A 17,899-nucleotide genomic window follows, 5' to 3' on the forward strand; every position below is an offset into this window, starting at 1 on the left:
TTTGATGGATCGGGGAATGGAATCCCCGTACCAAGTAATCAAACTAAACACTTTCGGCAGTTATCTTCTTTTATAGGTTAGTAACCCCTAAGGTGTAGAATCAAAAAACCCCGAGGTTGTGCCTCGGGGAGATTTATTGAAATAAAATTATAGTACCTTAAAAGGCAAAACCGGTGGATACCCTAAAGACGAACGCGTAAAGAACCACGGCGTACATTGCGAAACCGAACCAGGCGAATGCCTTGAAATAGTTTTTAACAATCATACTGCCCAAGTTTCTAAAACCATCATTGTAAATCGTTCTTATATTTTGTAAGGTATCCATAGTATTTATTTTTTAAAGATTAGGGGTCTATTAATACTGTAAATTTACGGCTGATATCAAGATAGTTCGGGAGTTTTTCGATAGACCGCAGCTTACTATGGATGAATAGGAATTTTCCTACTTTAAAATGATATAAACGAATCACCCTACGGCTATACCATCTTACGCTACGCTCATTTTTTACTTAAAAAGAATTCCACAAAGAGATCCGTATATCGCAAAAGACTAGAGTTGGTCGAGTCCTTTCTCCATCAACAATTGATCATTGATAGATCGGGGAATGGAATCCCCGTACCAAGTAATCAACCTAAACCTCTTCGGCAGTTGTTTTCCTTTATAGATAAGTAATTTGTATCGGGATTAGAATCAAAAAACCCCGAGGTTGTGCCTCGGGGAGTTTCATTGAAATGAAATAAAATGTATGATACCTTAGAAGGCAAAACCGGTAGATACCCTAAAGACGAACGCATAAAGCACCACGGCGTACATTGCGAAACCGAACCAGGCGAATGCCTTGAAATAGTTTTTAACAATCATACTGCCCAAGTTTCTAAAACCATCGTTGTAAATCTCTCTTATGTTATGTAAAGTATCCATAGTATTTATTTTTTAAAAGTTGGTATCGGTAAAATTTTATAGTGCAAAATATTTTTTCGTAGAAAGCAATGTGATGTCCTATAATTCTGTTTCAAACTCTTGTTGCCGTGCCATTGCACGAAACTACTGCCGGCCAAAACCCGAATATGGGTATTGTACTCAACATATGTTTGATTATGAGAATTGGCCGGTAGTCGAATTAATCGCGTTGAAAACTAACAGCAGGTAGCTAACGCTACAAATAACGGCTGCCAAAAAGGAAATCGAGGGAATTATTATATCAATATTTTTCATGTTTATAAGATTTGGGGTCTAACAATGCTGTAAAATTACGGCGGATACCAAGACAGTTCGGGAGTTTTTCGATGGATGGACGATTAGTGCAGTCGAATAGGATTTTTCCTACTTTAAAGCGGAATAAATGTATTGCCCTACACCCGAACGATACTCCGATTATTACCTTATGGGGCTTCCTCTAGGAAATCGGTATATCGTGAAAGGCTCGGAAAAGTCTACTCGGCCACCATCAACAAATTAATTATTGGTAGATAGATATTGACATTCCAGTGTAAAGATTCACCAACCATGAATCACGACCTTATATTACATATAAAATTTGGACCAAAAGAAATAATAAAGAGCGTGGTACGGTCCAAACCTTACTAAAGCCGGTTCAAACTGCGCATTAGTTCAGATCTATTAGATCGGCTCACCGGCACAATATCTTTACCGATTAGAACGCTGTTGTCTTGAATGTCAATAATCTTCTTTGTATTTATGACAAAAGAACGATGAACTTTTAAAAAGACCTCTTTAGGAAGTTTATCTTCTATCTTTTTTAGGGTGGAATGAACCGTATAGTTCTTAGTATCGGTTTTCAATAGAATATAATCGCCCCTAGCCTCAACAATCGTTATAGACGGTATATTAACTTTGATAAGCCTACGGTCAATATTAATATAGAGATCATTTACAGACTCATCGGGAACCGGGTTCTTATAGGTTACTACCGATTCTTTGTGCAAAGACATAGCTTTCTTCAAACCCTTGTCAAAACGTTCTTGGGTAACGGGTTTAACAAAATAATCAATAATGCATTCATATTCGAAGGCTTCGAGCGCAAAGTTCTTATCCCCAGTTGTTAATATAATATTCGGAGGATTTTTTAAAGTTCTAACAAAATCAAAACCATTGAAATCGGGCATATGAATGTCTAGAAAAATTAAGTCGACCGAATTGAAATTCAGATACTTGATAGCTTCGATCGCACTAGGGAAACTACCTTGTAAGTTCACGTTCGAGTTATTATCCGCCAACTGTTCAATAATAGCCCTGAACGTCTCATCATCATCAATGACAATACAATTCATATTTCTTGATTTTTTTGGTTGGTAAAAAGCAAAATGGTCTCTAAAATTTGTTCAAAATCTGCCTCTAAACTTAGATTCTCTTCCCTTAAATTCTGCTCATGATCCGCTGCTAAAAGATAACTTTTTTCAAGGCCGAAAATACGTATCTTGTGCTTCAGCTTATGAACACCATCAGCAGATTTTTGATATTCTTTCTCCTTAAGATGCAGTTTATAAGATGCTATTTCAGTGGGAAGTTCACGCGCTACGATTCCCAAAATCTTCTTTACAAATAATATATCTCCCTTAGAAATATTTGTAATATAATCTAGATTCGGGGTTTCGTTCATATGTACATATTATTGTTTATTATACAAATTGTAGAGAACAGCCCAGAACTAAATGTTATATTTTCTGAATCTATTCCGATCATATTCTTACGATACATAATATAAGATAAAAATAACTACATATAACCTAGAATATCCAAAAAACGGTAAAACTTACTAACTAATTATTTAATAATCTGCTTTCTATACTTACGTTAGAATACAAACAACTTTAGACCAATGACATTATAGTGTCGATGAATGGTTTTTACTCCGTAAAAAAGTATAGTAAAATGAATCATTTTCCAAGTTGTTTTTTTAATCAAAAAAACCGCAAAAAAATGGGCAATATATTCCTTACAAATAAATGCAATGACACTAAAATATGACATAATATTCTAATTATCAATATCTTACAAATAACAATTAAAAACATTCACAATATCGGATTTTGGTGATTTTTCTTTAATCATACACAATAAAATTGAAGAATTTTCTTTATTACTAAGTCACCGCTGTACTATAAGTAGTACATGATTAAAAACCTAGACAAATTAATTATCCGCCAAGTATCAAACTACCAACTTATTCATAACAGATAGAGATGAAAAAATCAAAAGACGCCTTTTGGTCAAAAAGGTTTAATAATACAATGATAATGGAAGAAATTCTTCTCCTTGTATTAACCGAATCGGACAAGGTTGTATAAAAAACTTCGTGAAACTATAAATATGAGAAGTTTTTCAAATGGTATTCTTTTTCTTTTTCTTTTTTGTCTGTCCCCCTCAACGGTAACTTCTCAATCAGATAAAAAAGCATCATCCCGTATTTCTGGCTTTGTTGATTTCAACTTTTATTATGACACTCGAGATTTCAGTGTATTGACCTATAATATCTTGGCCAACCTACCCAAACGATTCCAATATTTTTCGTTAACTAACTATCAGAGTACAAATAGCTCCTTTGATTTAAACTCGTTTTATGCCGAACACAACTTGCGTTGGGCGCTTCATAAAAATAAACCCGTCGACCTTACCTTACAATATGTTATGCGCGGAGGTGAAGATAACGATGATTTTCGCCTAGGGATTCGTTGGAGGGCCAATGCATCTAAAAAGCTATCTTCGTTTTTCAAGAAGCTGAATGCATCATATTCTATCAACCCTATGTTTATTCAGTTCAGAAGAAATACAGCTATAAAATATATGAGCATTATAGAACATGTATACAGAATAAACATTGCCCCTAAAAAATTGGACAGACGCATTTATATCGGGGGCTTTGTAGATCAAAATTTTGTATATGACGGTAATGGTGGACTTTCCTTTAAATGGGTCACCGAACATCAGCTTGGTCTAAGGATAATTGACGAATTATATGCAATTTTAGAGTATAGAATCAATGACTTCTATGCCAAAGATAATTACGGATTTGGGTATGGATTGGAATATAAAATAATTTTCTAAAAGAAGTTTTGTCCCCCGAGCTATAATTATAAAACCTATAAATAAAGTACATTGAATATCATAATCAGAAGTATCGGAATGGAGCATATCGGTCTAAAGATGTTTGTTATATTGACCTTGTTAGTTTCTCTCATAGGTTGCAAAGAATCTAAATCCGAGGAAATAAACATTGGTTATATCGGTCCGTTATCTAAGCGTGCCACCGATTTGGGTATTGGCCCATCAAATGCATTGCAACTGGCCGTTGACCAATACAATGCCTCGCGAAGCGACGATGCCCTCAAAGTAAACCTTTTTATAGAAGATGACCAATGGGAAAAAGACAATGCGCTGCCAGCATACCATAAATTGCGAAAAGAACATGACATTGACATTGTATACATCAGCAACACAGATGGCACTATTGCCTTACAAGATGCAATTCTAAAAGATCAAGTTATTTTGATAAACCCTCTCAATAGCGACGCCCTCCTTTCAAGTTTGAATCAAAATACATTCAAAATCGCTAAAGCTACGGAGGAAGCCAACGGGCTAATTGCTATACGAATAATAGAACTTGGGCTTAAAAAAGTTCTGGTACTGACCTATCCTAATGACTATATGAGCCGCGCAGCAACCTCTTGCAAAAGCTTATTAGATAATGTAGGTGTAGAAAATAAGGTAACTTTAGTCGGCAAAGACGAAACCGATTTTAAAGATGAACTACAAACGGCTAAGGACGCTGGGGTCGACGCTTATGTATTTTTCGGTTATAAAGAATTCGGCTTTGCTATGAAACAGGCTCGTGACTTAGGTATTGAAGCCCCTTTCTTTGGTTCTACAGTATTATTAGACCCCGAGTTTTTTTCCAATTCCGAGGGTACAATTATCGGAACCGAGTGTAGCTTTTTCACCCCTGCCGATGGTAATTACGTGCTTGCCGACGAATTTATGGACAGTTACAAAAATAAATTTGGCTCCTCTCCCGTTTCAGTATGGCCGGCAATGCAGGCTTACGACGCCATGAATATGGTTTTACAGGAGATAGCAAACATCACCGAAACAAAAAATAGAAATGAAGCTTTTGATGATTGGCTTCGAAACCGATTATTCGATATCAGCTATTATCAGGGTGTTTGCGGTAATATTTCAATAGCTGAAGATGGTGCTTCAAGGGGTATTTACTTCTCATTGTACCAATACGCATCCGAAGGAAAGCTTTCTAAAGTTAGAAGATAAATAAAATATGGTTATAGGATCGATTAGAAATAGATTGCTTTTAGGGTTCGGAACGCTGATATTCGTTTTGTTGATCAATATTGTACTGACACAAATAGCCTCAAGAGAGTCTACGGCAACTTACGAAGAGTTAAGGACGGAAATCGTACCGACAATAACCATGCTAGACGAGTATCGTGAGGTCAATAAAGAATTGTTCTTACTTTCGTTAAACAAAGTCTTCGGTCGCCAATCCGATGAGCAATATACCAATCGTATGAAAGCGATTACCGAGGTGGTTTTGCCCCATTTTAAAACCAAAGTCTTTTTATTGACTCAAAGCCTCCCCCCAAATGACAAAAAAATAAAGATTTCAGAGAATATCATTAAACTTTCGAACCGTTCTATCACTATTGTCAAAGAGATAAATAACCTTTTATTGACCAGAGTAGATTATGATAATACACAGAGAATAGGTCAGGTTACCCAAAAAGCAAATCTAGATCTGTCGGATTTAACACAACAAATCGATAACAATCTTTCACTTTTACAAAAAGAATACAATACCCGATATGATGCGCATCAAACAGCCCTATCTAAAGAGCTGCACAATCTTTCCGGTATCATTTTTTTAATTGGAATAATAGGTATTCTTCTTGGTTTGGGCATTGCCTCAGGCATCATAAATTCAATCGTCAGACCAATTAATGCCTTGCAAACATCTGCTCTACAATTGAGTAATGGAAACTTCGATGTGATGGTCAAAACTAAGGGGAAGGATGAATTGTCCTTGCTTGGTCATTCATTTAACAACATGGCTGAATCTCTTCAGAAAAATTTTGAAGAAATTAAACGAAAGAATAAAGAACTTGAACAATTCGTATACATTGCATCACACGATTTACAAGAACCGCTGCGAACTCTAAGTAGTTTTACGTCACTTCTCGAAAAAGAATATCCAATAGAAAAAGATGAGAATTCGAGCACCTATGTAAGATTCATTAATGAGGCTACTAAAAGAATGAGCAGGCTTGTAAAAGGCCTGCTAGACTATAGTCGGATCGGGTCTACAAAAGAATTATCAGAAGTAGATTGTAATACCTTAATAATGGGAGTTGAAGATGACTTGGCACTCACGATTGGCGATACCGAAACTATATTGACTATAGGCAATCTGCCCACCATCAAAGGATATACTACCGAACTTAGACTTCTTTTTCAAAATTTGATAAGCAATGCCATCAAATTTCGAGCAAAAAACAGATCACCTCATATCTCAATTTCGGCAGAAATAATACCAGGCTTTTGGAAGTTTTCAGTGAAAGATAATGGCATTGGAATAGAAAATCAATTCCACGAAAGAATTTTTGCCATTTTTCAACGTTTACATAACCAAAGTGAGTATAAAGGTACTGGTATAGGCCTCGCCCATTGCCGCAAAGTTGTTGAAATGCACGGTGGTAAAATTTGGGTAGAATCTATACCAACAGTGGGAAGTACATTTTATTTTACAATTTCAAACAAACAATGATGACAAAAAAATTCAACTGTATTTTATTAATTGACGATGATGAAGCGACAAACTATATCCACAGAAAGGTAATTGAAGAAGTCGATTGCGCCGAGAAAGTAGTTATCGCTCAAAGTGGGCAAGAAGCCCTCGATTTTCTTAACGGAAAAGAGAATGACCCCAATTCGCCCATAGATTTGATTTTCTTGGATATTAATATGCCTGCAATGAATGGATGGGAGTTCTTAGAACATTACAAAAATTTGGATTCTTCTAAGAAAGCAAAAGGAGTGCTTATTATGTTATCAACCTCGCTCAACCCAGATGACCATGGAAATGCCTCAAAAATTGATGTTGTAGACGGTTTCCAGACCAAACCTTTAACCGAAGAAAAAATGATTCGTATTCATAAGAACCACTTTTCATAAAAACTGAAAAAGAAGTTTCTTGTGACCTAAAGGGTTGCGTTTATCAAAATCACAGACGTTGTGGCCAAAACCTGACGTTAATTAATTCTTCAACTAGAAATCACACTGTATGAAGAATAGAATAACAGCTAAATAAACCGCATAAAGCACTAATGAAATTAGATGTTTTCTGCGGTTTTTCATTTCTAAAATTTAGAATATTTGAATATCCCCATATTAGTGTGTAATGCCTAGATTAACCGTAGTCTCTGCCGTATGTCCCAAGTTTGAGGTTATCACCCCCAAATTTAAATTACAACCGAGTAATAGTTCTTAATCATTTAAGACCAGTTTGCAATCTCTTGCTGCGGAAATCAGTAATTATATCAATTTTCATCTCCTACGTTGCCCCGAAAACTCCATAGCTTCGCCTTTTCCAAAGCCATAACTGAAGCCCAAGGCTAAAAATCTGCCACGTTGACGACGATTGTATATTTCATAGTTTGCCTGGGTAATCTGGCTTTCGCTTACTCTTGAGGCCAGCGCATCCCTAACACTCAAATTCAAAACAGCTTTCCCTTTAAAAAGTTTCTTTCGCAAACCCATATCAAGAAAAAGGTTTTCACTAACCTCGCTTTGAACTGTTTGGTAACTTGATTGAAAATTACCGGTAGTTTCGAAATCAATATCTGCAGGTAGTTTGAACTTTGCCATCAATTTGCTGGACCACTGGTCGGCACTAAAATCAAAAGTCGTCTCATCGAAAGAACCATTACGCGTAAACTGGCTATAATTAAGGTCTCCGTTGAGGGTGAGCCAATTGGTGGGGCTGTATTTCGAATTAAATTCAAGTCCCGTCGATCGATTCGTTCCAATGTTTAAGGGCTTAACCGTATTTACATTATTTTCAAAAGAAGACACCCGTTCGATCACATCTGTTGTATATCGCTGGTACACACCTAAATTCATCGAGGTCTTGCCTACGAAAAAGATGCTCGTTATTTCATAAGAATCAGTGAATTCTGGTAATAGATTAGGGTTACCTTGACGAATGCTAAAATTATTCCTGATATTGAAAAATGGGTTAAGGTCCCACAATCGCGGTCTATAAATACGTTTTGAATACCCCGCTTGCAATGACAATGTCTCGCTGACCTTATACGAAGAATGCACACTAGGGAATAAATTGAAATAATTTTGATTATTGTTCTCGTTCGTATTGGTCAGCAGGGTGTTCAAGTCTGTATCTTCTAAGCGGGCACCTGCCTTTATACCCCATTTTTCGCCTTCATAAGCCGCGGTGGTGTACAGCCCGAGTACTTTCTGGTTATATTCAAAAATATTGGTAAGCCCCGGATCGTTGACAAAATTACCACTGACCAAGTTATTCACCTCATAATCGTTACTAACATCATTGAGCACATATTGTGCCCCGGTTTCCATGGACCATTTTTTAGAAAAGGGTCGCGTATAATCCAGTTTAAACGTAAATACAGACTCCTTGAAATCGGTCCGGGTCTTTTGAGCTGAATTCTTATCTTCCCCTGAAATGGTCGAATCTACAAAATCTGAAGATTGGTCTTTTCCAAAAAAGTTGCCCAAGGCACTGAACAGAAGCGTATGATCCTCATTACCTTGAAAATCTTTTTTGTATTGCAGTTCGTATTGTAATTTGGGGTTGGTCGCTTCGGTAACCTCATTACGGTCCCACTGCGAAGTCGTTGTGTTCGTTCCATCAAGTGCAGTAAAATTTGTCGTCGAGGGCTGGTCTTCCAGCTCTAGGGCAAAATTTCCTGAAAGTGTTAACACATTGGTCGGATTGATATAATAATCGGTTCCAAGAACAAAATTGTAATAGTTTTCATTTCGGTATTCCGTACCATTGGTAAGTATTGTGGTATTATTAATGAGGTCAACGTTTCGGTTCTCTATGTCATCTGGATATTCTCGAATTCCAACCCCGATTTGACTGAAAAGATTAAATTTTTCAGTACGTCGATTAAGGCTAATACCGACACTATGGTTTTCCGGGGCTCCAGTATTCACCGATATGGAACCATTCAACCCTTTGCGTTCTTCCTTTTTAATAACGATATTGATGATACCTGAGGTTCCCTCTGCATCATATTTTGCCGAAGGATTTGTAATGACTTCAACTCTATCGATCATATCGGCCGTAATCGTTCCTAAGGCATTGCCCCCATCACTAGCGATTACAGAAGGTTTTCCATTAATCAGTACTTGAACCCCTTGGCTACCGCGAAGGCTTATTTGTCCTTCGATATTCACATTGACGGAAGGCACGTTATTCAATACTTCCAAGGCACTTGCCCCGGTACTGCTGAGATCCTTCCCGACATTGAACACCCGTTTATCTAGTTTAAATTCTGTTCTTGACTCCTCGCCCTGAACTACCACCTCTTGTAATTGCTCGGCATCTTCGGCAAGGGCAACCTTTCCCAAGTCAATAGTACTGGTTTTGGCAACGGGTTGTCCAAAGGTTCTTTTCTGAAATCCAATAAAACTAATTTCAATGTAAAAATTTGTAGCATCGGTTTCAAGGCTAAAACTACCATCATCCAAAGTGGTCGTACCCGAAATGGGCTTTTTGGTATCGTTATCAGCCACCATAACCGTAGCAAAAGCCACGGGCTGCCCGCTAATTTCCTCTATCACAGTTCCCTTAATAGTGATACTAGACGCATTTGCATCCTGGGCCAAAATCATTTCTGTATTAAATAAAACACAGGCAACAATAAGCGCGTAAAATGTAATTTTAGAAATCATAGGTTTTAAATAATTTTCATATCAAATATTTACCTTTCAAATAAAAGAGGGCTTCAATTTTCTGTCAACGACAAAAATAATGTTGTGAACGGCAAGTATTCAAAAAATGTTGCACACTACCTGTCCGTTCCATAGAAATTCAGGTAACCCTATTTGTTTAAAATCATAGAATTCTAGACAAATAAAATGGTTTTTCAAGAATTAATGGTCGGTAGTTATTCGAAGAATATGGTATTGTTAAATGTATTGTACCAAATTTAAGATCAGCTTAGATTTTTCTTGAAAAAATCAATGGTACGTTGCCACGCCAATTCTGCTGCTTCTTTATCATAACGAGGCGTAGTATCATTATGAAAACCATGATTTACGTCGGGGTAAATAAAAGCCTCGTATTCTTTATTATTCGCCTTTAAAGCGGCCTCATAATCTGGCCAGCCTTCATTGACCCTTTTATCCAATCCCGCAAAATGAAGCATCAATGGCGCGTTTATTTTCTCAATATGCTCGGTTGGTTGCCCTCCATAAAATGGAACGGCTGCAGATAAATCAGAAACTTTGACCGCCATCATATTAGAAATCCAACCTCCAAAACAGAACCCGACAACGCCCACTTTACCACTACATTCCGGATGTTTCTTGAGGTATTCAAAAGCGGTAATAAAATCTTCCAACATTTCATCACGATCCCGCTCCTTTTGCAAGGATCTACCATCATCATCGTTTCCCGGATAACCTCCCAACGGAGAAAGCGCATCTGGAGCCAAGGAAATAAATTCGGCTAAACCAGCTCTTCGCCCAACATCTTCGATATAGGGGTTTAGTCCGCGGTTTTCATGTACCACAACAATACCGGGCAATTTGCCTTTGGCATCTATTGGTCGCGAAAGTAACCCCTTGATTTCTCCACCGCCTTTCGATGAATTATACGTAATGAATTCTGATTTCAGTCGTGGATCTTCCCTTTCAATTTGAATATGTCCTTGATAATCCGGCGAAATAAAGCTAAGCAATGACGCCACGGTCAGTCCTCCAATAGCATAGACTGACAACTTATCGAGAAACTGCCTTCGATTGATCCGACTATGGGCATAATCATCGTAAAGATCAAATACTTCCTGTTTGATATCTTCCTTTTTCATAATGTATCGTAGCGTATAGGGTTCGTAATTTATTAAGACGGAGACTCGTTTAAAATCAAATGTTCACCACCACTAAAGTTATATCTATATTAATGAAAAATTCATAAGTGATAGAAATTAATCCCTAAACGACCATTATGACTACCTCAACGACAAGGGTTTACATCTTTTTTTCCGCATACTGCAAACTACCTACAACTATACGGAAGATAGCGTTCGTATTCCTATAAATCACTCACTATAAATATATTAAAAATGTCGTTTGCCCTTAGAAATGTGTCGATTAGGGGTTTTGGGGATTCTACTCGAATCAAAAGTGTAATTTTGGATTATGTTTCAATATTTCAAAGACCTAAGCAGTGTTTCAAAAGAGGTATTCTTTCAGGTACTTCTTCATGTGGTCTTGTTTCTTTTTTTTTCATTTGACAAGCATAGTCCAGCGATTGAATTCCATCAGGTGATTTTCTTCGCTAATTATGCACTAGGCGCCTTTATCATCAACTATTTTCTTTTGCCCCGCTTCTACTACCGAAAAAAATATGCTTCCTTTTTTATAGGCTTGGCCATTGTTATCGCAGGTATTATTTGTATTGAGGAATTTATACTCGAAAAAATTTATTTCCCTGACACTAGAGGCAAATATTTTCATGGGGTCTTTTATAGTGTTTTGGATGTCATGCCAATCATTACGATTCTTTGTGGATTCAAATTTGCTTGGGACGCTTCAAAAAAACAGCATGAGGTAGACGAGTTGAGGGCCTCGGTAAAAGATAGTGAGCTGCAGTTTTTAAAATCACAGATCAATCCGCATTTCTTGTTCAACAACTTGAACAACCTCTATTCCTATGCCATCGACAATTCGCCAAAGACACCCTCCATTATTTTAGAACTTTCTTCGGTCTTACGCTATATGCTGTACGATTGTAAGGAAGATTTTGTACCGTTAACCAAAGAAGTGGAACATTTAAAAAACTTTACCCAATTAAGCGAATTACAGATTGAAGATCGAGGTCAAGTAACTTTTAAAACAGAGAATATTGGAAGCGAACATCAAATTGCCCCCCTTATTTTGATGGTATTCATCGAAAATGCATTTAAACATAGTACCGCAAGTCAATCAGAAGACATTGAGATTGCTATCGCCATTCACGTTAATGAGGAAGGAAAGCTTCATTTTAGCTGTCGCAATTCTTTTCGACCTGCAACCAATACCGATGATTTGTCGCATGGTATTGGACTACTTAATGTAAAAAAACGATTGGAAATTATTTACCCCGAAGCCCACGAACTTGTAATTCAAGAAACTGATACGTTGTTTATGGTGCAACTTGAAATACAATTAAAATCAGGAATGGAATGATACAATGCATCATTATCGAAGACCAACCCCCTGCACAGCGTGTATTACAAAAATTCATTGGAGATATAGGCAATATGGAGCTAAAAGGTGTTTTTGCAGATGCTCTGAAGGCCATGGATTTTTTGAAGACGGAAACTGTTGACCTGATTTTCCTCGACATCCACCTACCTAAAATATCAGGTATTGAATTTTTGAAGGCATTACCGGTTAAACGTCATGTAATCTTAACCACTGCTTTTTCCGATTATGCACTGGAAAGTTATGAATACCAAGTGGTCGACTATCTACTGAAGCCCTTCTCATTCGAGCGTTTTGTAAAAGCCGTAGGCAAGGTGCCTATCGACCAAAATCAAACCTTGACATCAGAGGCAAACCCTGAGATACTTTTCGTCAAATCTGGGTACGAGCACTTAAAAATCAACGTGCACGATATTCGGTTTATACAATCGGAAGCGGATTACACTGAAATTTATACGAAAGACAAAAAGCACCTGACCTCACATTCATTACGTCATTGGCTACAAACTTTGAACGAGAGCCAATTTGTACAGATTCATAAATCGTTCATCGTAAATACACATAGCATCGTTAAAGTATCGGGCAACCGTATTTATTTCGATCAAGAAATGCACGTACCTATCGGAAGGGCTTACAAAGAGGCCTTTGCTTCTCGATATTTGAAATAACCTTTTCTATGGTTTATTCTCCAAATTATGAATTTGTATCTCAAAAACCTGATTGTATCGCACCATCCCTTACCCAAATAATACCTGTTCCGCACCTTGCCGGGCATCAATTGTAAAACCAAAAAAGTTTTAATAACTTTAAAATAAAAATGAAAAATACTGCTATGTTTTGGGTGATGGCCACCACTTTAGTATTGGTAACCGTAACAATAATGGCTCTAATGAATCTTCCTTTTAACTGGGTGTTCTATGTTACCATATTGGGGCAACTAATGATTGTTTATATGGTCTATAAAGTTTTGACAGATAATTACAAGACCAGCAAAACCTTTGAGCACTTTTACAATGATTACCCGATACAATCAAGAATCAATTAAAAACTGATCTTCTTTTCTATTCTTTTTTCTTGATGGAGCTTCCATGCCCAATTCGGGAATGACCAAAAATGGAATCTGCGTATGAAAGGCCACCCGCTTTATGACCAGTTCACGGGTCATAAGCTCGACATAACTATGTTGATAGTTCAGCATTGCCAAGAGATGTATGTCCAGTTCTTTAGAAAATACCTCTAACGTTTTTGATACCGAGCTCAATTCCGAAACCGTATGCACATAATGCTCTATATCTTTCAAATACTTCCGCAACATATTCAAATTAAAAAGTTGAAGCTCTGTCAGGGCCTTTATTTCGTATTGTACATGAACAATACGTATAACGGCGTTAAAAGTTTTCGCCATTTCAATCAAAGGTTCAAGTTCTGACGCGGTATAGAAGCGATTAAAATCGGTGGCAAATGCAATTTCCGAAGGTCTTTCAAACTCATAATGCTGCGGTATTGCCAAAACGGGGCAATTTTTAATTGACTTAATTATTCGTACGGTATTACTACCCATAAAAACCTCGTCAAAGCTCGAAGCACCTTTGGTACCGGTTATAACCAAATCGATGTTTTCTGCGGCCACTATCTCTTTTACTTGGTCCACCAAAAGACTAAAAGAAGAAATATTCTTGAAGCTATGGTTCGGATTGTCATGCGCTTCTTTGATGCGTTTCACTATCGCTTGCAACCCATTGATTGAATTGTTGTGCGTTGCATCTACCACACCATTCTGAATAGATGATGCCATAAATCGACTATTTGCAATACTTGGGGTATACGTGTTGAGTAAATGAAAAACACATTTCTCATCTTTAAACAAGGCGAGTGCGTAGTTAATAGCATTCCATGCATTTTCAGAAAAATCGGTGGGAATCAAGATATTTTTCATAAACGGTAATTCAGACTTAAAATGTAAAACTATCAAATGCCATTCTCTGAAACTATGACATATATCAGCTTTTCAAAGCGGCTATTGAACCTTACCAAAAGGTTAAAACGGTTTTTGATTGTTGATATTTATACCGTTCAGTTTTTGAAAAGAAGACCATAAAAGCAAGATTTCCAAGAGTGTGCGAACCATCATGATTTAAATTATTTCTTCTAGTATCCTTCCGCTAAATCTCGAAGTCCCTTTTCATTGACAATACCCATTTTCTTGCCATAATTTTTCAACAATCCCTTCTTTTTGAACTCCGAAATTATTCGAATACACGATTCCGTAGCCGTGCCGACAACATTGGCAATATCATCACGGGAGAGTGTTAAAAGCAAAAATCCATTTTCATCTTCCCCAAAATTATTTTTCAAATACAAAAATGCGGCCGCAACCCGCTGTTTTACAGTTTTTTGTGACATATTCACAATAACATCATCAGCTTCCTTAAGGTCGTGTGCCATGTGTCGCAGCACCTCCATCGTAAAGTTCGGATTTGTATTTAAGGTGCTAACAATAATTTCTTTAGGTATAAAGCACACCTCCATATCATTCAAGGCCGTGGCACTCAAATTTGACAACTCTTCAGCGATTACCGAACGCTGCCCGATAACCATGCCTTTTGCTGCTAATTTTACCGTTTGGTCCTTTCCGTTCGCACTCAGTTTTGAAAGTTTTGAAACGCCGTTACGCACGCAAAAAACACCTTTAAGGGTTTCTCCTTCTTCAAAAATCGTTTCTCCTTTTTTTACCGTTTTGGAAGTTTTACTCTGAGAGACCTTTTTTAATTCTTCTTTGCTCATCGCACGTAGCGAATTGAATTGCCTAACTATACATTGCTCACATTGCGATTCAATTCCATTTTCCATATATTCAGCTTTTACCTGGAGCACAAAGTTAAGGGCTCACTAAATATTCTAATATGATATAAGTCATATTATAAGAGCCACTACTATACGAACTTTGCAATAGGTATAGGTAAATGTTTTATGGATAGGATCAACTGTTATCATTGTGGTGATGATTGTGGCAATGCTGCCATTTCTTTCGATTCGAAAAATTTCTGTTGTAACGGTTGTAAGACCGTCTATGAAATATTTTCAAGCAATGACCTGTCTTATTATTATGACTTACAATCGGCAGCAGGCACTACCCCTAAAGTCGTTGAAAGCAAATACGATTTTCTTGATACCTCAACCATAGTTCAAAGGTTGACCGAATTCAACGACGGCAATCTGCAAATTGTCAACCTTTATATTCCGAGTATTCATTGCAGTTCCTGTATTTGGGTATTAGAGAACTTGAACAAACTTAACCCCGCGATTACCAGCTCACAAGTCGATTTTCCTAAGAAAACAGTACGAATCACTTATGCATCCGATACCATTTCTTTAAAGGCATTGGTTGTTCTTCTGGCTCGTATAGGCTATGAACCCAATATCTCGTTAGCCGATTATGACAATAAAGAAAAGAAAACGGACCGTAGCCTTATTTACAAATTGGGAGTTGCCGGTTTTGCCTTTGGCAATGTTATGTTTCTTTCTTTTCCCGAATATTTTGACTTGGCCACTAGCAAGTCAGACGGAGGAGAATTCTGGCTGAACCAGTATCAGAATGTGTTCCGTTGGTTGATGTTTATCTTTTCGTTACCCGTAGTTTTTTATGCGGGGCGTGATTATTTTATTTCAGCCGTCAAAGGTTTACGCAGTAAATTTTTAAATATAGATGTACCGATCGCCCTGGGGATTTCAGTATTATTTTTAAGAAGTACCATTGAAATCATCTTCGACTGGGGACCGGGATTCTTCGATTCTTTGACCGGGCTGGTGTTTTTTCTACTACTTGGAAAATTCTTTCAGCAGAAAACATATTCTTTTCTGTCTTTTGAAAGAGATTACAAATCGTATTTTCCCATTGCCGTTACCCGAGTTTTATCTGGAGGAAAGGAAGAAAGTATTCAAGTACACAATCTGAAAAAAGGCGACCGATTATTGATTAGAAATGAAGAACTCATCCCCGTGGATGGAATTCTTATTCGCGGTAATGCACGAATCGACTATAGTTTCGTGACCGGGGAATCTGAGCCCGTACATAAGCAATCTGGGGATAAGATTTTCGCAGGTGGCAAGCAATTGAACGACGCGATCGAAATCGAGACCTTAAAATCGGTTTCCCAGTCATATCTCACCCAATTATGGAGTAATGCTATTTTTCAAGACGACAAATCTACCAAGTTTCAATCGCTCACCGATAGTATCGGAAAACGTTTTACCATTTCAGTTTTGTCAATCGCTTTTGCAGCAGCCGCATATTGGCTCTTTTATGATAGCAGCAAAGCGTTGAATGTTTTTACCGCAGTTTTGATTATCGCCTGTCCGTGTGCTATTGCACTGGCATCTCCCTTTACTTTGGGAAATATGCTCCGTATTTTCGGAAGAAAGAAATTCTACCTAAAAAATACGCAGACCATTGAACAACTCGCACAAGTCGATACCGCCATTTTTGATAAAACCGGCACCATTACAACAGCTCAAAAAAGTACGGCAAGCTACGAGGGGATGCCCCTAACATCAGACGAGGAGTCTCTTTTGAAAAATACCCTAAGGGCGTCGAACCATCCTCTGAGCCGAACGTTGTACAATATGTTGGCGGAGCAAGATATAATTACTTTAGACGAGTACGAAGAACATTTGGGCAAAGGTGTTGAAGGCAGTATCGACGGCGAACATATTAAAATAGGCTCCGCCGATTTCACGGGTTATCATCAAGATTCCGCAGCCTTGAATACATCCGTTCATATCAACAGCAACAATACCTATAAGGGCAAATATGTGTTTCATAACGAGTATCGGGATGGAATTTCTGAAGTCTTCAAAAATATGTCGGAAACCCTGCAACTTGCCATTCTTTCAGGCGATAATGAAGGGGAAAAACCACGTTTAGAGCAGTTGTTACCAAAACTTACTCCTTTGTTTTTCAATCAAAAACCCGAAAACAAGCTTGAATTTATCAAAGAGTTACAAAATCAGGGCAAAAAAGTTATGATGGTCGGCGACGGTTTGAACGATGCGGGAGCATTGGCCCAAAGCGATGTGGGTATAGCCATTTCAGAAAACGTAAATGTGTTCTCCCCAGCCTGTGATGGAATCTTAGATGCCACAAAATTCAAATGGTTGTATCAATATATCTTGGCCTCAAAAAAAGCAATCAAAATTGTAAAGTTGAGTTTTATGCTATCGCTTTTATATAACGTAGTCGGGCTCTATTTTGCCGTAACAGGACAGTTGCAACCGGTAATTGCCGCAATCTTGATGCCATTGAGTTCTATTAGCATTGTCATCTTTACAACGGTGATGACAAATATTTTAGGAAGAAAGTTGAAATAAAAAAAAGAAACATGACAAATGTCATTTTATAGGGATTGGTGCGGACGT

16 protein-coding genes are annotated in these 17,899 nt (G+C 37.5%); 8 read left to right on the forward strand and 8 right to left on the reverse strand.

What is annotated here, in order from left to right; genetic code table 11:
* Nucleotides 1-157: 157 nt before the first annotated feature.
* From BLS33_RS24780 to BLS33_RS04665, 4 genes are all read right to left on the reverse strand, one after another.
* Nucleotides 158-325 carry a DUF6747 family protein gene (locus BLS33_RS24780; protein ID WP_176801320.1) on the reverse strand — a complete coding sequence of 56 codons (168 nt, stop codon included), beginning with the start codon at nt 323-325 and terminating at the stop codon, nt 158-160.
* 429 nt (nt 326-754) lie between these two features.
* Nucleotides 755-922 carry a DUF6747 family protein gene (locus BLS33_RS24785; protein ID WP_176801321.1) on the reverse strand — a complete coding sequence of 56 codons (168 nt, stop codon included), beginning with the start codon at nt 920-922 and terminating at the stop codon, nt 755-757.
* 662 nt (nt 923-1,584) lie between these two features.
* A complete protein-coding gene (locus BLS33_RS04660) occupies nt 1,585-2,292 on the reverse strand; it encodes a LytR/AlgR family response regulator transcription factor (RefSeq protein ID WP_089885823.1) in 708 nt (235 codons plus the stop codon).
* Nucleotides 2,289-2,621, reverse strand: coding sequence for a hypothetical protein (locus tag BLS33_RS04665; protein ID WP_089885826.1), 333 nt, complete (start codon nt 2,619-2,621; stop codon nt 2,289-2,291). The genes BLS33_RS04660 and BLS33_RS04665 overlap by 4 nt, the downstream gene beginning before the upstream one ends.
* A gap of 710 nt (nt 2,622-3,331) precedes the next feature.
* Between BLS33_RS04665 and BLS33_RS04670 the strand changes: the two genes are divergently transcribed.
* Genes BLS33_RS04670 through BLS33_RS04685 form a run of 4 tightly spaced genes read left to right on the forward strand, consistent with a single transcriptional unit; the run spans nt 3,332 to nt 7,201 of the window.
* Nucleotides 3,332-4,066, forward strand: coding sequence for a hypothetical protein (locus BLS33_RS04670; RefSeq protein WP_143017566.1), 735 nt, complete (start codon nt 3,332-3,334; stop codon nt 4,064-4,066).
* A 51-nt stretch (nt 4,067-4,117) separates the two neighbouring features.
* Entirely contained in the window at nt 4,118-5,284 is a 1,167-nt protein-coding gene (locus tag BLS33_RS04675) for an ABC transporter substrate-binding protein (protein WP_143017567.1), read from the forward strand.
* 7 nt (nt 5,285-5,291) lie between these two features.
* The gene (locus tag BLS33_RS04680; protein WP_089885837.1) at nt 5,292-6,794 is read left to right on the forward strand and encodes a sensor histidine kinase; all 1,503 of its coding nucleotides are present in this window, start codon (nt 5,292-5,294) and stop codon (nt 6,792-6,794) included.
* Nucleotides 6,791-7,201: a response regulator gene (locus BLS33_RS04685; RefSeq protein WP_089885840.1), complete on the forward strand. Its 411-nt coding sequence runs from the start codon at nt 6,791-6,793 to the stop codon at nt 7,199-7,201. Before BLS33_RS04680 ends, BLS33_RS04685 begins: the two co-directional genes overlap by 4 nt.
* Nucleotides 7,202-7,573: 372 nt before the next feature.
* Here the strand turns inward: BLS33_RS04685 and BLS33_RS04690 are convergent, their stop codons facing one another.
* Nucleotides 7,574-9,967, reverse strand: a complete 2,394-nt coding sequence (locus BLS33_RS04690) for a TonB-dependent receptor (RefSeq protein WP_245731279.1) — start codon at nt 9,965-9,967, stop codon at nt 7,574-7,576.
* Between the two features lie 263 nt (nt 9,968-10,230).
* Complete coding sequence (locus BLS33_RS04695) at nt 10,231-11,106, reverse strand: dienelactone hydrolase family protein (RefSeq protein WP_089885843.1); 876 nt, start codon at nt 11,104-11,106, stop codon at nt 10,231-10,233.
* 331 nt (nt 11,107-11,437) lie between these two features.
* On the opposite strand from BLS33_RS04695, the gene BLS33_RS04700 reads away from it, so the two are divergent.
* From BLS33_RS04700 to BLS33_RS04710, 3 genes are all read left to right on the forward strand, one after another.
* Entirely contained in the window at nt 11,438-12,466 is a 1,029-nt protein-coding gene (locus BLS33_RS04700; RefSeq protein ID WP_089885846.1) for a sensor histidine kinase, read from the forward strand.
* Nucleotides 12,463-13,152, forward strand: coding sequence for a LytR/AlgR family response regulator transcription factor (locus BLS33_RS04705; RefSeq protein WP_089885850.1), 690 nt, complete (start codon nt 12,463-12,465; stop codon nt 13,150-13,152). Before BLS33_RS04700 ends, BLS33_RS04705 begins: the two co-directional genes overlap by 4 nt.
* Before the next feature lie 149 nt (nt 13,153-13,301).
* Nucleotides 13,302-13,529, forward strand: a complete 228-nt coding sequence (locus tag BLS33_RS04710; protein WP_089885853.1) for a hypothetical protein — start codon at nt 13,302-13,304, stop codon at nt 13,527-13,529.
* Here BLS33_RS04710 and BLS33_RS04715 read toward each other — a convergent pair.
* Both BLS33_RS04715 and BLS33_RS04720 read right to left on the reverse strand, forming a co-directional pair.
* The gene (locus BLS33_RS04715) at nt 13,515-14,420 is read right to left on the reverse strand and encodes a universal stress protein (protein ID WP_089885857.1); all 906 of its coding nucleotides are present in this window, start codon (nt 14,418-14,420) and stop codon (nt 13,515-13,517) included. The two genes, BLS33_RS04710 and BLS33_RS04715, sit on opposite strands and share 15 nt — an antisense overlap.
* Before the next feature lie 212 nt (nt 14,421-14,632).
* Complete coding sequence (locus tag BLS33_RS04720) at nt 14,633-15,334, reverse strand: Crp/Fnr family transcriptional regulator (protein ID WP_245731280.1); 702 nt, start codon at nt 15,332-15,334, stop codon at nt 14,633-14,635.
* Nucleotides 15,335-15,454: 120 nt separating this feature from the next.
* Here BLS33_RS04720 and BLS33_RS04725 point away from each other — a divergent pair, with 120 nt between their 5' ends.
* Nucleotides 15,455-17,851, forward strand: coding sequence for a heavy metal translocating P-type ATPase (locus tag BLS33_RS04725; RefSeq protein ID WP_089885862.1), 2,397 nt, complete (start codon nt 15,455-15,457; stop codon nt 17,849-17,851).
* The last annotated feature ends 48 nt before the right edge of the window (nt 17,852-17,899 follow it).

It is taken from the genome of Kriegella aquimaris (assembly GCF_900103215.1).
Classification (GTDB): domain Bacteria; phylum Bacteroidota; class Bacteroidia; order Flavobacteriales; family Flavobacteriaceae; genus Kriegella; species Kriegella aquimaris.